The following is a 19,196-nucleotide window of genomic DNA, read 5'->3' as shown; positions in this document are numbered from 1 at the left end:
GTGAGTATACACAAGCATCGGGCGGCGGCATACTCTCCTGACGCAGCATACCGGAAAGGAAAACCGAATGGCCGACACTGTTTTGATCGACAGCCGCGACGGAATCGCCACGCTCACTCTCAATCGCCCGGAAAAACTCAATGCGCTAAATTACGCCTTGATAGACCGCTTGCTCGCGATCCTCGACGCCATCGAAACCGACAGATCAATCCGGGTGGTCATCCTCACCGGCTCCGGCGAGCGGGCATTCTCGGCGGGCGGCGATATCTACGAATTCTCAGAAAGCGTGGCGCAGGGCGCCGATGTCGCCATGCGCGATTTCGTCGCGCGCGGGCAGCGATTGACAGCGCGGTTGGAAGCCTACCACAAACCCGTCATCGCCGCCGTCAACGGCCTTGCCTTTGGCGGAGGCTGCGAGATCACCGAGGCAGTGCCGCTCGCCATCGCCAGCGAACGCGCCCTGTTCGCCAAGCCCGAGATCAATCTCGCAATGCCGCCGACCTTTGGCGGAACCCAGCGTTTGCCAAGGCTGGCCGGGCGTAAGCGCGCGCTCGAATTGCTATTGACGGGCGATGCATTCTCCCCGCAGCGCGCCCTCGAACTCGGCCTTGTCAACCAGCTTGTCCCGCATGACGCTCTCATGCCGGCAGCCCACGATCTCGCGCGGCGCATTCTGCGTCATTCACCGCTGGCGGCGGCGAGCATTTTGACGGCGGTGACGCGCGGCATCAACCAGAGCATTGCCGAGGGGCTGCTGATCGAAGGCGAACAATTCGCCCGCATGGCGCCAACCGCCGATCTGCGCGAAGGGCTCGACGCGTGGATCGAGCGCCGCAAGCCGAACTATCCCGGCTCGTGGTCGCTCGATTGATTGATTGTCGCCAATACTGCTGAGAATGGCTCAGCCAGCGTAATCAGAACTCTTCCCAGTCGGACTTCAGCGCGACGGAGGCCGACCCGCGCTGGATGGACGCGAGGAGCGAAGTACGAACGACTTTCAAAGGCGTCGGTGCGGCAGGGTGACGATCCGCCGGCGCAAACGAAGACCTGGATCTCGGCGCATCGTTGAAACGGAACTGTTCAAGAAGCTCGAAGAGCGCGGCAGCCTCTCGTGCGAGACCATGGCTTGCAGCCGTCTGCTCTTCGACCATTGCGGCATTCTGCTGCGTTCCCTGGTCGACGGTGTTGATGGACTGGCTGATCCCACCGAGCGCAGTCGATTGCTCGCGCGCCGCCTCCACGATCGCCGTGACGTTGGTATTGATTTCGTGAACCTGAGTGGCGATTTCCTGGAGCGCGGATCCGGCATTCGTGACAAGGGCGACGCCGTTTGCGACATGGGAACCGGACGCTGTGATCAGGCTCTTTATCTCCTTGGCAGCTTTCGCCGACCGCTGCGCCAGCTCACGAACCTCCTGGGCAACGACCGCAAACCCCTTGCCGGCCTCCCCAGCTCGTGCCGCCTCGACGCCGGCATTGAGCGCCAAAAGGTTCGTCTGGAAGGCAATCTCATCGATGACTCCGATGATATTGGAAATTTCCCGTGACGAGTTTTCAATCTGGTCCATCGCTCCGATGGCGTCACGCACCACCTGGCCGGAATGCTCGGCGTGATTTCTGGCGCGCCCCACGAGTTGACCGGCTTCCTCGGCGCGGCGGCTCGAATCCTTGACCGTCGTCGTGATTTCCTCAAGGGCGGCGGCCGTCTCCTCGACGGATGCCGCTTGCTGCTCGGTACGCTTTGCCAGGTCGTCGGCCGCTGTGCGGATTTCGTTGGAACCGGCTGAGATCGCCTTCGCATTTTCGGCAACCGTTGCCATTGCACCCTTCAACTTCTCCGAGGCGCTGTTGAAGTCGGCACGCAGCCTTTCCAGCGAAGGAATGAAAGGCTTCTGGATCACCTGCGACAGGTCACCGTCCGCAAGATTCGTCAGGCAACGGGCAAGTTGTTCGACATTTTCGACGCGCGCCGTGACATCGGTTGCGAACTTCACGACTTTGAACACTTTGCCGTTCAGGTCGAAAATCGGATTGTAGGAAGCCTGGATGTAGACCTTCCGTCCGCCCTTGCCCACGCGCATGAATTCGTCGGCGACCAGCTGACCGCTCGCAAGTCTCCGCCAGAATTCCTTATAAGCCTCCGACCTCGAGTAGTCGGCTTCACAGAACATCGAATGATGTTTGCCCTGGATTTCGGCAAGCGAATAACCTAGCGCGGACAGGAAGTTGTCGTTCGCGGTCAGGATTTCGCCGACCGGCGTGAATTCGATGATCGCCTGAGCCCGGGACAATGCGTCGATCTTGCCCGAATCCTCGGCAGACTTCAGCTTCTGCGCAGTGATGTCAGTTGCAATCTTGATAACCTTGACCGGCTTCCCGCGTCGGAACATGGGATTGTAGGATGCCTCGATCCAGACCTCGCGCCCGCCTTTTCCGACCCGCTTATATTGTTGTTGATCGAATTTCCCCGCTGACAGCTTTGTCCAGAAAGCCTTGTATTCCGCCGAGGATGCGTAGGCAGGTTCGACAAACATGCTGTGATGTTTTCCGACGATCTCCCTCAACTCGTAGCCGAGCGCCCGGCAGAAGTTTTCATTCGCGGTGAGGATCTTGCCCGATAAGTCAAACTCGATCATGGCCTGCGAATTTGATAAAGCGGCAAGAGCCGCCACAGCATTTGCACCACGACCAAGAATACTCACGCGCAATCCCCCTAGATTTCATTGCTGTTGGGCCAGCCATGTCGCAAATATTCGCTTATGCTTATTAACGGGGATTTAATTATGAATATAACGTGCAGGATATTTTCTTTTCAACCAGCGCTGCGTTGATCAGGCACATCCTGGCAAAGGCAGCCGGCCCCCTGCCCTGCCGTGGATGGCAATGCACCTCTGTCAGGCTCCCCGAGGAAGGGGGCTTGCCGCTCAACCGCTTTTCAATTGCGCCATAGCAAGCAGCGTATCGGCGCTTATCGTCGCCGAGCCGGTCAGGATCGAAAGGGCTGACGACGTGGTGCCCGTGCCGTTGGCGATGTCATACATGGCGGTGAAGCGTTTGATCAGATCGTCGACTTTGTCAGGATCCGACAGATCCTTCATGTCGATGAAATTGTCGACCATCTCGGCTTGCTTGTCGACGTCCATGTTCGAGACGTAACTGGACAGGTTGAAGGTCGTCGTAAAGAACTCGAAGAGCGCGCTGTCGCCTAGAATGTTATAGGCGCTCGATATCTCCGGCGCCTTGCGCTGGAAGTAAAGGGCAAGGCGCACGCCGGTGTTGCTATCGCCTTGGTCGTCTTCGAGCGTCAGCCTGACATAGGCGTCGATCGTCTCCAGCACATCGCCGCGCTGCTGCACAGTCCCGGTCGGATCGGCGGAAATATTGCCGTCCTGATCGAAATTGAACGCGCCGACGAGTTCGGCGAAACGATTGTCGTCCAGCTTGTTGACATAACTGTCTTCGTCGTCGAGGTCGGAAGAAAACATCTTCTCCAACTCGTCCGACGTGACATCATCAGGGTCGAGCCCCTTCGCCTCAAGCGCAAAGCTAACCAAACGATCGTCGGCCAGAAATTCGCTGGCCGTCGTGATCGTCGCCATCTGCTCGCGAAAATAGGTGATCTCGTCATTCGCTGCATCGGTCGCCTCGGTCAGTTCGTCGCGTTCGAGGTAGCGGATTTTGTTCTGCTTGTAATAGGCGGCATAGTCGTCGACGACGGACTCCGACATGGCCTGCAAGGGAACGGTGACATCACCATTGTCGTCGAAGTTGAAGGCTTTGCGAAAGGCTACGAACCGGTCGTCGTCGAGGCTGTTGACATAACTTTTCGAGTCCGCGGGATCGCTTTCGAGAATTTTCCGAACTTCGCTTCTCGAAACGCTGTCCGGGTCTATGTCATAGGCGCGCAACGCCATTTCCCACAGTTCCGGAAGATCGTCGTTGTCGTCGTCATCATCGTCATCGTTCGATACGAGGAAATCATCGATCGAGGTGACGCTGGCGATGCGTGTCGTATAGTTGTCGGTGGCATCTTCCGTGCTGGCGTTGGCGACCAGCACCTGATAATTTTCGTCGAAGGCTGCCGTGGTCGTGGCGGTCTGGTCTGAAGTCTGGGCGGTGTCGCCATCGGCAAGATCGCCGTCCTCATCGAAATTGAAGGCGTCGTGCAGGTCGGACAAGCCGATCGCGTCGGCGACGTCGGCGCTTTTCAGCGCCGCGGAAATGAAGTTGTCGGTCTCGCTATCGGTAAGCCCGTAGGCAGTTCTCAGATAGGAAACCAGTTTGTCGTCGCTCATCAACTCATCGACGGAGGTGATGTTGCCGATTTGCGCCGCGAAGTAGGTGTCATAGGCCTCCCCGGTTTCCGAGGAAGCGATCGTCGCCGAGGCCACCGCATAAGCGCTCGTGACCAGCGAGATCTGATCTTCCGACATCACGTCGCCGTCGGTCGAGCCGTCCTCGTTGAAGTTGAAGGCCTTCGCCAGGTTGACATAGACCGCGTCGTCGAGCTGGTTGACGAAACTATCGGCGTCGTCGAGATCGCTCGTCAAAACACTCTTCAGGAAGCTGGTCGAAGTATATTCGGTGCTGAGCCCGAAAGCCGTCAGCACATAGTTCTTCAGCTTCGAACTCGACAGGAGATCGTCGACCGAGGTGATCGACGAGATATTTTCTTCGAAATAGTCCGTCGCGTCCGCGATGTCGTCCGCCTCGGTGTCGAAGGACTCCTCATAAGCATCGAGCAGATTGTCCCGCTGGACGTCCGATTGCGCCGTCTTCGTCTCGCCGGCGAATTTGAAGGCGGCGGCGAATTCGGCGTAGCGGGTGTCGCTCAAGCTGTTGGCGAAGCTCGATGAATCGCTGAGGTCACTCTCCAGCACCTTCGTCATGAAGGCCTTGGCATATGTCATGTCTTCAAGGCCGTAGGCCTTCATGGCATAGGAATAGAGCTTGTAATCGCTCATGAACTCATCGACGGTCGTGACCTTGTCGATGTTTTCCTTGTAATAGGCGCTGTCGCGGGCAACCGTTGCCTGTGAAGCCACGTTCGAGAGGCTGGCGTTCAGATTTCGCGCGACCGTGAGATAGCTTACATAGGTGGAAACCAACGTCTGTCCCTTTCATAGGCACGGCGGTGCCGCGCGAAAGCCGGCCGGCAGTCACGGGTGAACATTTTCATCTCTGCGGGAATGTCGTCGCCGGTCATGGCGAAGCGCAGCCACCTACATGCGGCCGAATCAACTTAATAGAACTATATGGTTCTATAATTCATCCAATGCGGAATTGGAAGCGAAAGTCAAGGGATCGCGTTTTGCCGGACGAAAGCGCGAGGAGCGAATCTGAGCGCTTTAGGTGGCGCCGACGCCTGCGGCAAAGATGGCAATGCAGCGGCGAAGATGGGCAAACAGTTGAGCCCGGTCGGGCCAGGCCTGCGCGCGCCCTTCCGGCGGACCCATGCCGCCGAGGATCATATCCATCAGCATCCGGGCTCCGCTCGCCGTATCGTCCAGCGTCAACCTGCCTTCCGACCGGCGTTCGCTCAGCCAGTCGGCGAGATGCTGCCGGCTGGCAAGCATGCCTTCGCGCTGCAGGATATCGACAAGTTCGGGAAATTGCGCCGCTTCGCGAAAGACGAGCTGCAGGAAGCCGGTGCGATCCGCATCCTTGTCCTCATCCATATCGATCATGAAAATGCGCTCGAGGCTCGCGGCAATCGAGATATCTTCGGCAGGCCTGGGCAGATCAAGCATCAGACGTCGATGCGCGCCGACCACGGCGGCAAACAACTCTTCCTTGCTCTGAAACAGCTTATAGAGCGTCTGCTTCGAAACGCCTGCCTCGGAGGCGACGATCGCGGTCGTGCTTCCGGCATAACCGTATTTGACGAAAACGCGGCCGGCGACTTCGACGATATGCGCCCGCTTATCCTCGTCGCTGGAAACTTTCGGTCGACCGCGTTTGCGCGGCTCGTCCGCAGGTTCGTCGATAATATCCATGACGGTCTAGACCACCCTGCCGAAACGCGTGCCGACGACCTGAGAACGTAGACTACGATTTCTGAGGGGCAATTTTTTCGGTTGTGGCATTAGTGATTTCGATTTAGAGAACTTATCAGTTCTGTAATGCGTTGCATCCTCACCCTCCTAGCGATGGAGCGCTTATGACGACCATTTCCGCTGCAACATCAGTCTCTTCCTATTCCTATAGCAAGTACCCGACATCCGCGTCCGAGGAGATCCTATCCTCTAATACGGTTTCGTCGGCAAAAGCAACCAAAAGCGGGCAGCTCGATGAAGACACGTCCAGCAGCGCCGACAAACTCCTGTCCCAACTGATGACACTGTCGATGAACCGCTTCTCGGATCAGTCGGCCTCCGGCGAGGACGAGGATGGGGGCGAAGGCATGGACGTTGCCCAATTGGACAGCGATGGCGACGGCTACGTGAGTAAGGCCGAGTTCGCCGCGGCCCGACCGTCCGACGTGACGGAGGACCAGGCCAACACGCTTTTCGACAGCTTCGACAGCGAAAGCACTGGCTCGCTGTCGGTCGATGCGCTCGCCGAGGCCATGTCCGCTCAGCAGTCGCAACGCCCCGGCGGCGGCGATCTTGCATCCCTGCTCTCCGATCTCGATACCGATGGCGACGGCTCCATCAGTAAGGACGAGTTCGTCGCAGGCCGGCCGTCCGATGTGACGGAAGACCAGGCCGGCACGCTTTTCGACAGCTTCGACAGCGAAGGAGCGGGTTCGCTGTCGGTCGATGCGCTGACCGAGGCCATGTCGGCCGAGCAGTCGCAACGTTCCGAAGGACCGCCGCCGCCCGCAGAAGACGACCAGTCTCAATCCCTGCTCTCCGATCTCGATACGAATGGAGACGGGCTCGTGACATGGGACGAGTTCATGGCAGGCAAGCCCGAGGACGTCACCGAAAGCTAGGCGAGCCAGCTCTTCGATCTGCTCGACACATCCGACACCGGTTCATTGTCCGTTCAGTCCGCGGGCTGACGGCGGATACGGAGCGTCGCCATTGCAGTTGCTGGAGAAACTGCAATGAGACGATCTGAAAGCGGCCCGGCAGTGGAGCTGGCAGAGCCTTCAGCCGGGCCGCTCCTGAAATGCTGAAACGTTGGTGCGCCGCCACAGGCGCACAATACTAGCGCGCGGATGAGCCGAAGCGCCTATCGCCATCACGGGGTCAGTCCAGACAATCAGATCATCGACCGGTGTCGGCCTTGCCCGGCGCCAGCGATGTCGTGTGCCCGCAATCCGGGCCCTGGAAGCCCCTCGTCACATGGCATGTTCCCAAACCTTAAAGGATCGAGCCATGAGCATTTTTGGAAGCATGAAAACCGCCGTCTCCGGCATGAGCGCCCAGGCAAACCGGCTGAGCACGGTTTCCGACAATATCGCCAACGCGAACACCACCGGCTACAAAGCCGTTTCCACCTCCTTTTCGTCATTGGTTCTGCCGTCTTCCTCGGGCAATTATAATTCAGGCGGCGTTCAGACCTCAGTGCGCCAGGCGATTTCTCAGCAAGGCGACATTTCCTATACGACGTCGGCCTACGACCTGGCGATCTCGGGAGACGGATTCTTCATCGTGGAAAGCGCCGACGGCACGCCTGTGCTTACCCGGGCCGGCGACTTCTCGGTCGACAGCGACGGCAATCTCGTCAACGGCGCCGGTTTCACGCTGATGGGATATTCCTATGACTCCGGCGTGCCGGCGGTGGTCGTCAACGGCTTCGACGGCCTGGTACCGGTCAACGTATCCCAATCGGGCTTGAGCGCCGTCGCTTCGAGCAGCGCTTATTTCAGCGGCAACCTGAACTCCGAAGCGACCGTCGTCACGGATACGACGACGCTGCCGAGCGCCAACACGGCAAGCGTCACCGACGACACGCAGAAGATGTCGCTGGTTGCCTATGACAGCCTCGGCGGCACCGTCCAGTACGACTATTACTTCACCAAGACCGGCGTCACGACGGACGCGAGCGGCGCGGTCACCGGCAGCACCTGGGAGGTTGCCGTTTACCGCAATGCCGATGCATCCACCGGCAGCACGACGTCCTTTCCCTACTCTTCCGATGCCGTGAGCGTTGCCACGCTCTCCTTCGACGCCGATGGCCAGCTGACCTCGGCAACCGACACCGACATCGTCGATCCGGTGACGGCCAAGACGATCACCATGGATTATTCCGACTTCACCCAGCTTTCCTCCGACTTCTCGGCAACGGGCTCAGCAGACGGCCAGGCCGCAAGTGCCGTGAGTTCGGTGTCTATCGGTACGGACGGCGTGGTGTCGGTCTCCTATGCGAACGGCGCGACAAAGGCTCTCTATCAGATCCCTCTCGCGACGGTTGCCAGCCCCGACAATCTGACGCTGCTCAGCGGCAACGTCTACAGTGCCAACGGATTGTCCGGCGTCACGGTCACCGGCTTCCCGCAGACGAACGGGCTCGGCTCCATCCAGTCCGGCGCTCTCGAAAGCTCGAACGTCGATCTCGCCGGCGAACTGACGGAGATGATCGAGGCGCAGCGCAGCTATACCGCCAATTCCAAGGTGTTTCAGACCGGCTCCGATATCATGGATGTCCTCGTCAATCTGAAACGATAAGAGGGCTCCGGCATGTCGCTCACCTCCGCCTTGAACAGCGTGCAAAGTATTTTCAACAATACGGGCCAGCAAAGCAGCGTCGTCTCGACGAATATCGCCAATGTCGCAAATTCCGACTATGTGAGACGGGAGGCGTCGGTTACGACGTCTCTTTCCGGCGCTCAGGTCGTCAGCATCAGCCGGGCGCAGGAAACGGCGCTGCTTGCCCAGTATCTGCAAACGAATGCCAAGGACAGCGCCCAGCAGACGCTGGTAACCGGCCTCGAAAGCCTGAAGTCGCTGGTGGGCGGCAATGACTACGAGACCTCGCCGAGTACCTATCTCACGGCATTCCAGCAGGCGCTCCAGACGTTCTCCACATCCCCGAGCAGCACCACCGCCGCGCAATCGGCCGTGACCGCCGCGCAGGATCTTGCCAATTCGTTGAATACCGCAAGCGACGGCGTCCAGTCGATCAGAACCGAGGCGGATGCGGAGATCGCCACTCAGGTCTCCACCCTGAATACACTGCTGTCGCAGTTCGAGGCGGCCAACAATGCGGTCAAGCTGGCCACATCGACCGGCACCGATACATCCTCGGCGCTCGACGAGCGTGAAAAGCTGCTGAAGCAGATCTCCTCGATCGTCGGCGTCACCTCAACCGTGCGCGACAATAACGATATGGCGCTCTATACCTCTGATGGCACCGTGCTGTTCGAGACCATTCCCCGCACCGTCACGTTCGCTCCGACGGCAACCTACGTTGCCGGAACGGAAGGCAATTCCATCTATATCGACGGTGTTGCGCTCGACGCTGGCGAGGGATCGACGACGAGTGCCTCGGGCAGCCTGCAGGCGCTGCTGCAGCTTCGCGACGAGATCGCCCCGACATTCCAGGCCCAATTCGACGAGATCGCCAAATCGCTCGTCCAGATCTTCTCGGAAACCGACGGCAGCACGAGCGCGCCGGGACTTTTCGTGTGGACGACGGCGTCGGGCGCAACCGGGGCAACACCTGCTGCTTCCGACGATACGATAGGGATCGCCTCCACCATCTCGGTCAATCTAGCCGTCGTCACGAGCGAGGGCGGTGATGCGACAAAGCTGCGCGATGGCTCCATCAGCGGCATCACCGATCTCAACACCGCGGGAGACAGCGGCTTCTCGGACAATCTCGACGCCCTGTATCAGGCGCTGACGGAACAGCGCTCGTTCTCTTCCGACGCCGGTCTCTCCACGTCACAAAGCCTGACGGACTACGCCAGCGCCTCCATCGGCTGGCTCGAACAATATCGAAGCGATGCCACGTCGGCCTCCGAAACAACGGCTGCGGCCTTGTCACGCTCCGACGAGGCCTATTCCAACGAAACCGGCGTCAACCTCGACGAGGAACTGACGCTGCTTCTCGACATCGAACAATCCTACAAAGCGGCGACGAAGATCCTGAACGTCATCGACGAGATGTTCCAGTCGCTCCTCGACATAGCGAGCTAGTCATGAAAGCATCATTTGTCTCATCATCGGCGATGCAGAATGTTTTGCGGCTCACCATCAGCCAGTCCCAAAACAAGCTGCAGCAGGCCTCGACGGAAGCAACGACGGGAACTTACGCCGATATCGGCGTATCCCTCGGCAACGGCGCTGCAAAGTCGATCAATCTCACCAGCGCTATCGCCCAGGCTGCCTCGTTCAAGACGAGCAATGCCGTCGTCGAGTTGCGGATGGACGCATCGCAAACCGCCCTTTCGAGCCTCAAGGATGCCGGCGACAGCCTGGTCTCGAACCTGACCGCGCTCCAGGCGAGCCAGGATACGACAAGCATCGCCGTTGCCCTGCAGACGGCGGGCGCCACGATTTCGCAGTTGGTCTCGACGGCAAACACGTCGGTCAATGGCGAATTCCTGTTCGGCGGGACGAACCTCGACAGCCAGCCTCTGAGCGATCAATCCTCGGCGGTCTCGGATACGATCGTTTCGGCGCTGAACGATTATGCAACCGGTCTCGGAAAAGACGTCAACGAGTTGACAGGCGAGGAAATTGGCAGCTTCATCACGGACACGGTCGAGCCGATGTTCTCCGAGAGCGCCTGGACGGACACTTCCGACGGCTGGTCGACCGCTTCCAGCACCGACATGACGAGCCGGATCAGCGGATCGGAAACCATCACCTCGTCGACCAACGCCAATTCCGAAGGTATGCGCTATCTCGCGCTCGCCTCCGTCGTCGTCTCCGCCCTCTTCGGCCAGGATCTCAGCTCCGACGCGCAGAGCACCGTCGCATCCAAGGCAATCGTCTATGCGGCGCAGGCGACCTCCGGGATCGTGACGCAGCAAAGCGAACTCGGCCTCGCGCAGGAACGGCTCGAAAAAGCAAATGATGCGCTCGACGCTCAATCTACTCTGCTTCAGGGAAACCTCGTCGATCTCCAGGGCGTGGATACCTATGAGGCCTCGACGCTCGTCAACCAGCTGCAGACGCAATTGGAAACGGCCTACACGCTCGTTTCGAAACTCCAGGGCCTGAGCCTGGTCAACTATCTCTGACGGATTGAAAAATGCGGGAATTCAAGCAGTTGCAGATACCGGCTCTAACGAAGGAGCCCAACACGACGTGTTCCGAAATCGTGGCGGAGGCGGCCTTCGCGCTTGCCTCCGGCATCATCGATACGATCCCCTTCGTCGGCAGCAAACTCGACGAGCAACAGACGCGGGCATGGCCGCGATCGGGTGTCTTCACGGACGACGGCGTCGAGATGACGGGTACGCCCCCTGAAATATTTCAGCTTTGCGAGCTACTGGCAGCCCACATCGAGCAAGGCACGTCATTCGACGTTTTCGAGGTTTTCCACAAGATTGCGCGCATCGACCGGCTGATCGACTGGAGCCATGGCGCAGTGCTGTCACCCGAGCCGCATCCGGTAACGCATTGACAGAGTGCGCAAAATATCTTCCCAATGGCGGCGCGATCACGGCCGCGCCGCCAGGAAGCATGGCACAGGCCGGTCTTGCATATGGCTTGTCCGTTGCGGCAGTCTGGACTTTCCCATAGGGGAGACTGAGGACAATTGCCGAAGGTCTGCCGGCAATGGTCTTTCAGAGACCGAGTGTGTTCTTGATGTCGAAGCCGCGCGCGAAGCTACCCTTCTCCGAAGAGACCTTGCAGGCCATGCTGATCCGCGTGCTTCGCCCGCTGGTCAAGCTCGCACTCGCCTCCGGCTTCAACTTCATCTCGTTTTCGACCGTTCTTCGCCGCCTCTATATCGAGGTCGCAGAGAAGGAATTTGCGCTGCCGAACAAGAACCAGACGGATAGCCGCATCTCGCTTCTGACCGGCATTCACCGCAAGGACGTCAACCGGCTGCGCGGACAGGTGCTTGCGGCATCCTTCCTGACCACCGGCGTTTCGCAGACGAGCCGCATTCTCGCCAGATGGCTTGCCGATCCGTTTTATTGCGATGCGGAGGATCGGCCGAGCGCCCTGCCCCGGACCTCCACCGACGGCGGTCCGTCATTCGAGAGCCTGGTGAGCGACATCACCAAGGACGTCCACCCCCGCTCCATCCTGGACGACTGGCTGGATAAAGGCATCGTCGTTGTCGATCAGAACGGCTGGATCCAGCTCGACCTTTCATCGATCGTCCCCAATGCCGGTGACGAAGCCCGCCGGCATTATTTTACGCGCAACCTCCGTGACCATGTGCAGGCGTCGGTCATGAACCTGATGAACGAGCCTCCTCCCAACTTCGAACGCGCCGTCCATTATGACGGGATGTCGCCCGTTCTGGCGGCCCGGCTCGACGAGATCGCGCGCGCAGAAGGAATGGCGCTGCTCCTGAAACTCAACAAGATCGCCCATCAGGCCATCAAGGACGACCCCGGCGGCCACAGCCGCTGGATCGCCGGGCTCTATGTCATGACCGAGGAGAGCGAGGCCGATCTTCAGGCAGACGCCGCATCCAAGACGGAGACGGACGAATGACCCCGTCGGCGATCTCGAGAAGACAATTTCTGCTGGCCGGAATAGCGCTTCAGGTTCTCGGGCCCAAGATTGCCGCCGCGCAGCCGACGGGCACCAGCGATCATGGCATCGGCGGATCCGGACTTTCCATCCAGGGCGGCGGGGAGAACGAAGATCACGGCATCGGTGGAACGGGCATCGTCGGAACCATCCAGGGCTTTGGAAGCATCATCGTCAACAACATCCACATCCCGTTCAGTGCGACGACACCGATCGAAATCGACGGCCGGCGCGTTCGCGCGAGCGCGATGAAGGTCGGTCATGTCGCCCGGGTGCTGCTGACGGGCAAGCTTGCCGCCCGCATCACCATCGCCAGCGAAGTCCAGGGCCGCATCGACCGGATAGACAAGACCGGCATTACCATACTGGGGCAGACGATCGACACGACGGGTGTCTCCACGAAGGGCCTGCGCAAGGGCAAGCGGGTCGCCGTGTTCGGCATCCGCAAACCTGACGGTACGATCATTGCCCGGCGCATCGAGCCCCGCTCCGTTTCCGAAGGCGCCCATGTTCGCGGCATCCCCGTCAAGAGCAGCAATCGCGTCCTGCTCGGCGACCTTTCGCTTGGAAGCACGCATGGATACCTGGCCGGCAAGCAAACGCTCGTGCGCCTCAAGGCCGTCGCCGATCGATTGATCATCACGCGCATTCAGGCTGAACCCCTGGTGCCGGGCTTGAAACAAGGCATCGTCAACGTCGAGACCTTCCGGGCGACGGATAAGGACAGGCCGGGCGCGGGACCCAGAGGCTCCGCGCCTTTCGGCTCGACGCCGCCATCTCCTGATGGTCATGGCTTCGTCGATGTCGGCGTGCGGGACTCAAGCAGAATGACCGGCTTTCCCGACGGGCGCATTCCGGACGACTTCGGTTCGCGACGTCCAGGTGGCCCTTCGGATCGACCGCCTCCCGATCGTTCGCCCTTCGGCAGAGGCGGGCCGGACCGAGATTTTCCTGCTCCGGATAGAGGCGGGGCGCCACCGCAGGACGGCCCGCCTCCTGGGCCGCCGCCCCCGGGGCCGGGTCCGCACTGAAAACGCTGTCATCGGCATTGACAAATGGGAAATTTTCCCATTTATTGTTCATGCGAATTCTACTCCGGGTGATTCCAGGAAGGGTTTGCCGATTGGCTAACGTGTCCGCCCCACACCCGCTAGCCAATCGTTTGATTTTCAATCGTTCCGAGACTGTCAAACCATGTTCTTGAGTCATCGCAGGAATGGCCCATCCTGTAGGCTGGATGGCGCCATCCGAACCAAACCGTCATCGCCCAAGAGGAATCAGGAATTGTTTTTGCTGGAACGCGAACCAGACATGTCGGTGGAGATGGACGAACCGACCATCGTTGCAACCTGGGAAAACCGCGCTCAAATCATCGAAATTATGAGCAGCGCACGCACCATGAGCCAGGAATTTCAAGATCTTTGGAACAGCAGCGGCGGAACGGGCCGGCTCAGCCAGGAAAACACGGACAGATTGGTCGAGCTTCTGCGCGAGATCGGCAGCCTGAACGAAAAGCTCATGCGCTTGGCTTGAAAGGCCTCTCAGCTACGAGCGCCAAGCATGTTTCGGGAATTCAAAATGCCATGGTGAGATCAATTCAAGACCTGTGGTCGCAAAGTCCCCTAGGTTTCGCGTCGCAAGCCGACCGCCATTAACCCCCGCAATAGCGGCTATCATGCCATCCGGGAGCCGACATTCCACGCCCTCGACGGGCAGCAGGCCCTGATGTCGCCATAAGCAAGAGCTGCCTCTTCGATCAGACCGAAAATCCGCTCCGCGAAGCTCGCTGATCGGGTCGGATCTTCTGGATACCAAAAGCTATTTCCGCAATTGTCACCGTCGGTAGTGCCAATTCTGCATCATGACGGACCAGCCATGCGATCACGGCCTCGCCGGGCGACTTTTTTAGGGTTTCCGATATGACGTTGGTATCGAGAAAGATCAAAGTTCGATGCCCTTGTGCGCCTGCCTGTCCTCTTTGATAGCTGATTCAAGGTCGATGTCCGTGCCACTTTGCTGCAGAAGACGAGCATAGAAGGTCGTGGCCGCCTCGCGGCCGGCTTCCCGTATTTCATAGAATTCGAGAGCCCGCTCAACAATGTCAGCTATTGAGCGATTTTCGCGCCGAGCAAGCCGATGTGCAAGATCGCGTGCCTTCGCACTGCGCACGGAAAGTTGAGGTTCGGCCATGTCGGTTTCTTTTCATCTGCATGTAGCATCACTCCACCGGCCATCAAGATGGCAACCGATGGCTGGATACTACAAGTATTCCCGGTCCTGATTTTGTTTCGAGTTCAAGGGAATTAACCATATTTCAGTGTTCTTCCGAAATAATGTGACACGTCGATCAGGCGTCTCGAAGCAGAGAGGCCAAAAGTTATTTGGAGACAGTCTTGGCATTTACCATTGCTCGCAGTCTGGTCGCGTTCGGTGTCGCTGTTTCGGCCGGCCTTTTCATGTCGATTGGGTTACAGCAATCGGCGCTTGAACGGCTGAAAGTCAACGGGCCGGTGTACGAACAGGTCGTCTACGGCAAGGATTTGATCGCCGATATTCTGCCGCCGCCACTGTTTGTGGTGGAATCCTACATGCTGTCCTTCGAGGCGAGCAAATTTCCAGAGCTCACAGAAACCAATCTTGCCAAGATCGCAAATCTCAAGGCCGCTTACGACGACCGCCGCGCCTATTGGAAAACCACCCGGCTGCCGCAGGCGTTGAAGGACGAGCTTGAAAACGATGTCATCGCCAAAGGCGACGCATTCTGGGGGGTGATGAACCGTGAGATCATCCCGGCCCTGAATGCCAAGGATGAAGACAAGGCGCATGGTGCGATCGAGAAACTGCGCGTCGCCTTTCATTCGCACCAGGATGCGGTCGAGAAACTCGTTGCCAATTCCGACGCCTTCCTGAAGGGCGAGGAGCGCAATGCAGCCTCGGAGATCGTCACCTGGACGATCTATGCGGGTGCTGCAGGTCTCGGTTCGTTCGGGCTGTTGCTGGTGGGTCTCTATCTCCTGCGTCGCCGCGCAATCGTGCCGCTCGATGGCATGAAGGCCTATATGGGCAACCTTGCCGAAGGCGATTTTTCGACCGAAGTTCCCTATGCCAACCGGTCCGACGAGATCGGCGCCATGTCAAAGGCCGTCGCGGTATTCCGCCGCAACGCACTTGAGCGGCAGGACGCACAGAAGCGTGAGACCGCACTTCGCGATGCGGAATTCGAGCGTGAACGCAGCCAGCTGGCCGAAAGAGCAGCCGAGGAGCAGATCCGCGAAACGGTGATCGATCGGCTGACATACGGATTGGAACAACTGTCGACCGGCAATCTCGATTGCCGGATCACGACACCGTTCGCCGCCGCCTACGAGACTTTGCGCGCTAAGTTCAACGACAGTATGGACGCGCTTTGCGCTTCGATGGCGGAGATCGCCCAGACCTCCAAGCAAGTCGGTAGTTCCTCGGCCGGCATCACCGATGCAGCCGACAGTCTTGCGTCGCGCACCGAACAGCAAGCCGCAATGCTCGAAGAGGCCACAGCCGCGCTCGATGAGATGAATACCAAGGCGAAAGACGCTTCCGCTCATGCCGGCAAGGCAACCGGCATGATGGCCGAGACCCGCACCAGCGCCGAACATTCGGCAGCCGTCGTTCGCGAAGCCATCGCCGCCATGGAAAGGATCGAAGGTTCGTCCTCCCAGATCGGCGACATCGTCAATGTCATCGATGAAATCGCCTTCCAAACCAATCTTCTGGCGCTCAATGCTGGGGTTGAAGCCGCTCGTGCGGGCGAAGCGGGCAAGGGTTTCGCCGTGGTGGCGCAGGAAGTGCGCGAACTCGCTTTGCGCTCGGCGAACGCCGCCAAGGAGATCAGAGGACTGATTTCCACTTCCTCGTCTCAGGTCTCCAGCGGGGTGCAGCTTGTCAACCGCACCGGAAAAGCGCTGCTGGAAATCGAGGGGCAGGTCGAGCAGGTCGCCGGGTTGATCGCCCGCATCGTTTCGGTGTCCGCCGAGCAGGCGGTGGCGATCGGCGAGATCAACGCCTCCGTCAACGCTCTCGATCAGGTAACGCAACGCAACGCAGCCATGGCCGTCGAAACCGCCTCGGCCTGCCGGGCGCTTGGCAGCCAAACGCAGACGTTGGAAGGGGTCGTAAACCGCTTTCAGATCGACGCGGCCGCCAGCGGGTCAAGACCGCAGAAAGCGGCTTGACGTGTGATCGTCGAAACTCATTCTGTTTACCTTAGAGCATGATGCCGAAAGTGCGGGCGGTTTTCGGACGACATCATGCTCCAACTATTTAATTTAGAACAGGATTCAGATTTTAGGCCGACCGGGCCTAAAATCATCCTGTTCTAGTCGTCAACAATCGCCACGACGGCAACGCAATCGCCTGATTTAACCAACCCCGGGAAATGCCGGGCGCAGAGAATGCCGCTCATGCCGGCGCGGATCTCGCGGGGGGCCACCCCGGTCCGCCCGGTCGGATAGATGCGAGCGATCACCGCATCGTCAGTGACGGCTTCACCGAGATCAATGACCGGTTCGATCAGCCCGCCCTCTTCCGCGAAGGAGAAGCAGCGGCCGTCCGGCATGTCGAGCCAGGTCGTCGGACCGCCATCGACGGCGCCCGCGACGATCCCTGCGTGGCGCAGCACGTTCATGGTGCCGCGTTTGGCAATCGCCGCACTTTTGGCCGTGGCGGTGCCGCCACCGCCCAGTTCCGTGGTGATGAAGATCTTGCCCATGTCCTCCGCCGCGGTGTCGTACATGCCGACCGCATCGATCTCCAGCATCTTCATCGAATAGGGAGCAGCAAAGGCCGTCACGAGTTCGAAAGCTTTTTCCTGCTGTTGCTTGTTCGGTAGGATGTGGGCTGCGCAAAACGGCAGAAAATCGAGCGTCTTGCCGCCGGAATGGAAGTCGAGAACGACATCCGTCATCGGCAGAAGCACACGTTGGAAATAGTCGGCGATCTTCTCGGTCACCGTGCCGTCCGGCCGGCCCGGGAAGCTGCGGTTCATGTTGCCCCTGTCGATTGGCGAGGTTCTGGTTCCCACCAGGAATGCCGGATAATTCATCGCCGGCACGATGATGATGGTGCCATTCACCTCTTCGGCCGTCAGCGAGCGGGCAAGATCGAAGAGCGCGATCGGTCCTTCATACTCGTCGCCGTGATTGCCGCCGGTCAGAAGGGCCGTTGGCCCCTTGCCGTTCCGGATGACGGTTATCGGCACCATCACCGATCCCCAGGCGGAATCGTCGCGGCTGTAAGGCAGGCGCAAGAAGCCGTGCTGGACGCCTTCGGCGGCGAAATTGACCGTCGCGCTGATCGGCGACGGGCGCAAGCCAATCTCTGTCATGACAGCCTCAATCCTTGACCATCAGCCTGCGCGGCACGTTGGCGAAGCACTCGACACCGCTGTCGGTGATGAGGATGCTCTCGGTCGTTTCGAAACCCATGTCGTCGAGCCAGAGGCCGGTCATGAAATGGAAGGTCATACCGGGCTTCAGCTCCGTCCGGTCGCCCGGCCGCAGGCTCATGGTGCGCTCGCCCCAGTCCGGCGGATAGGAAAGGCCGATCGGGTAACCGGTGCGGTTATCCTTGACGATGCCGTATTTCTTCAGCACCGCGAAGAAGGCGTTGGCGATATCCTCGCAGGTATTGCCAGGTCTGGCGACCGCAAGACCGGCTTCCATGCCCTCCAGCGTCGCCTTTTCGGCATCGAGAAAGGCCTGCGTCGGCTTGCCGAGGAAGACGGTGCGCGACAGCGGCAGATGATAGCGGTTGTAGCAGCCGGCGATCTCGAAGAAGGTGCCCTCGCCCTTCTTCAGCCGTCGGTCGTCCCAGGTCAGGTGCGGTGCGGATGCTTCGACGCCGGACGGCAGCAGCGGCACGATCGCCGGATAATCGCCGCCGATGCCGTCGACGCCGCGGGTGCCGGCATCATAGATTTCCGCGACCAGATCGCACTTGCGCATGCCGACCTCGATCTTGTCGAAGATGCGGGCATGCATCGCCTCGACGATGCGGGCGGCATTGCGCATATAGCCGATCTCGGTCTCGCTCTTGACCGCTCGCTGCCAGTTGACGAGGGCGGTCGCGTCGACGAAGCGCGCATTCGGCAGATGCTTCTGCAGCGCCGCAAAGGCGGCTGCCGAAAACCAGTAATTGTCCATCTCGACGCCGATCGTCAGCTTGCCGAAGCCGCGCTCGGTCAGGATGCCCGAGAGGTAGTCCATGGGGTGGCGCTCGGTCGATTGCACATAGTGATCGGGATAACCGACGATATTGTCGTGCTTCAGATAGGCGGTGAACTTGGCGCCATTGGCATCCTGGCCGCGGCCGAACCAGATCGGTTCGCCTTGCGGCGGCACGATCACCGCCTGGTGCACGTAGAAGGACCAGCCGTCATAGCCGGTCAACCAGGCCATGTTCGACGGGTCGCTGACGATCAGCAGGTCTACGCCCTTCGCCTCCATGGCACGCCGTGTCTTTTCCAACCGCGCGGCATATTCGCCGAGCGAGAATTTGAGATTGGGCTGGGTCATGTTTCTTCCCTTCATTTCCGGCGCCGCGCCG

Annotated in this window: 15 protein-coding genes and 2 pseudogenes; 10 read left to right on the top strand and 7 right to left on the bottom strand. The window is 59.6% G+C overall.

Features of this window, described 5'->3' with window-relative positions; translation table 11 throughout:
- The first annotated feature begins 67 nt into the window (after nucleotides 1-67).
- Nucleotides 68-871, top strand: a complete 804-nt coding sequence (locus tag AC244Q_RS24390; protein WP_012755571.1) for a crotonase/enoyl-CoA hydratase family protein — start codon at nucleotides 68-70, stop codon at nucleotides 869-871.
- A 43-nt stretch (nucleotides 872-914) separates the two neighbouring features.
- Here the strand turns inward: AC244Q_RS24390 and AC244Q_RS24385 are convergent, their stop codons facing one another.
- The 3 genes from AC244Q_RS24385 to AC244Q_RS24375 all read right to left on the bottom strand — a co-directional run bounded on the left by AC244Q_RS24385 (nucleotide 915) and on the right by AC244Q_RS24375 (nucleotide 5,996).
- On the bottom strand, nucleotides 915-2,702 hold the full coding sequence (locus AC244Q_RS24385) for a methyl-accepting chemotaxis protein (RefSeq protein ID WP_128407805.1): 1,788 nt from the start codon (nucleotides 2,700-2,702) through the stop codon (nucleotides 915-917).
- Between the two features lie 222 nt (nucleotides 2,703-2,924).
- Nucleotides 2,925-5,108, bottom strand: a complete 2,184-nt coding sequence (locus AC244Q_RS24380) for a DUF1217 domain-containing protein (protein ID WP_128407806.1) — start codon at nucleotides 5,106-5,108, stop codon at nucleotides 2,925-2,927.
- Nucleotides 5,109-5,348: 240 nt separating this feature from the next.
- The gene (locus tag AC244Q_RS24375) at nucleotides 5,349-5,996 is read right to left on the bottom strand and encodes a TetR/AcrR family transcriptional regulator (RefSeq protein ID WP_003550211.1); all 648 of its coding nucleotides are present in this window, start codon (nucleotides 5,994-5,996) and stop codon (nucleotides 5,349-5,351) included.
- Nucleotides 5,997-6,160: 164 nt separating this feature from the next.
- Here AC244Q_RS24375 and AC244Q_RS24370 point away from each other — a divergent pair.
- The 8 genes and pseudogenes from AC244Q_RS24370 (at nucleotide 6,161) to AC244Q_RS24335 (ending at nucleotide 14,147) form a co-directional block, all read left to right on the top strand.
- Nucleotides 6,161-7,006 (top strand): annotated as a pseudogene (locus tag AC244Q_RS24370) (EF-hand domain-containing protein).
- A gap of 319 nt (nucleotides 7,007-7,325) precedes the next feature.
- Nucleotides 7,326-8,618 carry a flagellar hook protein FlgE gene (locus AC244Q_RS24365; protein ID WP_012755566.1) on the top strand — a complete coding sequence of 431 codons (1,293 nt, stop codon included), beginning with the start codon at nucleotides 7,326-7,328 and terminating at the stop codon, nucleotides 8,616-8,618.
- Nucleotides 8,619-8,630: 12 nt separating this feature from the next.
- Complete coding sequence (flgK, locus tag AC244Q_RS24360) at nucleotides 8,631-10,091, top strand: flagellar hook-associated protein FlgK (protein WP_128407807.1); 1,461 nt, start codon at nucleotides 8,631-8,633, stop codon at nucleotides 10,089-10,091.
- Between the two features lie 2 nt (nucleotides 10,092-10,093).
- On the top strand, nucleotides 10,094-11,140 hold the full coding sequence (locus AC244Q_RS24355; protein ID WP_128407808.1) for a flagellar hook-associated family protein: 1,047 nt from the start codon (nucleotides 10,094-10,096) through the stop codon (nucleotides 11,138-11,140).
- 11 nt (nucleotides 11,141-11,151) lie between these two features.
- Nucleotides 11,152-11,526 (top strand): DnaT-like ssDNA-binding protein, encoded by a 375-nt coding sequence (locus AC244Q_RS24350; protein WP_113545670.1) that lies wholly within the window; start codon nucleotides 11,152-11,154, stop codon nucleotides 11,524-11,526.
- A 155-nt stretch (nucleotides 11,527-11,681) separates the two neighbouring features.
- Nucleotides 11,682-12,575 (top strand): DUF6502 family protein, encoded by an 894-nt coding sequence (locus AC244Q_RS24345; protein WP_113545671.1) that lies wholly within the window; start codon nucleotides 11,682-11,684, stop codon nucleotides 12,573-12,575.
- A complete protein-coding gene (locus tag AC244Q_RS24340) occupies nucleotides 12,572-13,645 on the top strand; it encodes a DUF5666 domain-containing protein (protein ID WP_128407809.1) in 1,074 nt (357 codons plus the stop codon). Before AC244Q_RS24345 ends, AC244Q_RS24340 begins: the two co-directional genes overlap by 4 nt.
- Before the next feature lie 253 nt (nucleotides 13,646-13,898).
- Nucleotides 13,899-14,147 carry a hypothetical protein gene (locus AC244Q_RS24335; RefSeq protein WP_017996251.1) on the top strand — a complete coding sequence of 83 codons (249 nt, stop codon included), beginning with the start codon at nucleotides 13,899-13,901 and terminating at the stop codon, nucleotides 14,145-14,147.
- A 12-nt stretch (nucleotides 14,148-14,159) separates the two neighbouring features.
- Here the strand turns inward: AC244Q_RS24335 and AC244Q_RS24330 are convergent.
- Both AC244Q_RS24330 and AC244Q_RS24325 read right to left on the bottom strand, forming a co-directional pair.
- A pseudogene (locus AC244Q_RS24330) lies at nucleotides 14,160-14,559 on the bottom strand (PIN domain-containing protein).
- Nucleotides 14,556-14,804 (bottom strand): type II toxin-antitoxin system VapB family antitoxin, encoded by a 249-nt coding sequence (locus AC244Q_RS24325; RefSeq protein ID WP_113545673.1) that lies wholly within the window; start codon nucleotides 14,802-14,804, stop codon nucleotides 14,556-14,558. Before AC244Q_RS24325 ends, AC244Q_RS24330 begins: the two are co-directional and overlap by 4 nt.
- Nucleotides 14,805-15,007: 203 nt before the next feature.
- On the opposite strand from AC244Q_RS24325, the gene AC244Q_RS24320 reads away from it, so the two are divergent.
- On the top strand, nucleotides 15,008-16,825 hold the full coding sequence (locus tag AC244Q_RS24320; protein ID WP_113545674.1) for a methyl-accepting chemotaxis protein: 1,818 nt from the start codon (nucleotides 15,008-15,010) through the stop codon (nucleotides 16,823-16,825).
- A 143-nt stretch (nucleotides 16,826-16,968) separates the two neighbouring features.
- Here the strand turns inward: AC244Q_RS24320 and doeB are convergent, their stop codons facing one another.
- Both doeB and doeA read right to left on the bottom strand, forming a co-directional pair.
- Entirely contained in the window at nucleotides 16,969-17,976 is a 1,008-nt protein-coding gene (doeB, locus tag AC244Q_RS24315; protein ID WP_113545675.1) for a N(2)-acetyl-L-2,4-diaminobutanoate deacetylase DoeB, read from the bottom strand.
- A 7-nt stretch (nucleotides 17,977-17,983) separates the two neighbouring features.
- Nucleotides 17,984-19,165, bottom strand: a complete 1,182-nt coding sequence (gene doeA, locus AC244Q_RS24310) for an ectoine hydrolase DoeA (RefSeq protein ID WP_128407810.1) — start codon at nucleotides 19,163-19,165, stop codon at nucleotides 17,984-17,986.
- Nucleotides 19,166-19,196 lie beyond the last annotated feature (31 nt).

Source organism: Rhizobium sp. CB2179 (assembly GCF_057653455.1).
The sequence above is the reverse complement of the archived record's forward strand: the minus strand, read 5'-3'. Positions and strand labels throughout refer to the sequence as shown.

What these genes read in the sequence shown, in the direction of transcription:
- AC244Q_RS24345 (WP_113545671.1), top strand. Translation starts at nt 11,682, where the DNA reads ATGGTCTTTCAGAGACCGAGTGTGTTCTTGATGTCGAAGCCGCGCGCG.
- doeA (WP_128407810.1), bottom strand. Translation starts at nt 19,165, where the DNA reads ATGACCCAGCCCAATCTCAAATTCTCGCTCGGCGAATATGCCGCGCGG.
- flgK (WP_128407807.1), top strand. Translation starts at nt 8,631, where the DNA reads ATGTCGCTCACCTCCGCCTTGAACAGCGTGCAAAGTATTTTCAACAAT.
- AC244Q_RS24355 (WP_128407808.1), top strand. Translation starts at nt 10,094, where the DNA reads ATGAAAGCATCATTTGTCTCATCATCGGCGATGCAGAATGTTTTGCGG.
- AC244Q_RS24350 (WP_113545670.1), top strand. Translation starts at nt 11,152, where the DNA reads ATGCGGGAATTCAAGCAGTTGCAGATACCGGCTCTAACGAAGGAGCCC.
- AC244Q_RS24375 (WP_003550211.1), bottom strand. Translation starts at nt 5,996, where the DNA reads ATGGATATTATCGACGAACCTGCGGACGAGCCGCGCAAACGCGGTCGA.
- AC244Q_RS24390 (WP_012755571.1), top strand. Translation starts at nt 68, where the DNA reads ATGGCCGACACTGTTTTGATCGACAGCCGCGACGGAATCGCCACGCTC.
- AC244Q_RS24365 (WP_012755566.1), top strand. Translation starts at nt 7,326, where the DNA reads ATGAGCATTTTTGGAAGCATGAAAACCGCCGTCTCCGGCATGAGCGCC.
- AC244Q_RS24325 (WP_113545673.1), bottom strand. Translation starts at nt 14,804, where the DNA reads ATGGCCGAACCTCAACTTTCCGTGCGCAGTGCGAAGGCACGCGATCTT.
- doeB (WP_113545675.1), bottom strand. Translation starts at nt 17,976, where the DNA reads ATGACAGAGATTGGCTTGCGCCCGTCGCCGATCAGCGCGACGGTCAAT.
- AC244Q_RS24340 (WP_128407809.1), top strand. Translation starts at nt 12,572, where the DNA reads ATGACCCCGTCGGCGATCTCGAGAAGACAATTTCTGCTGGCCGGAATA.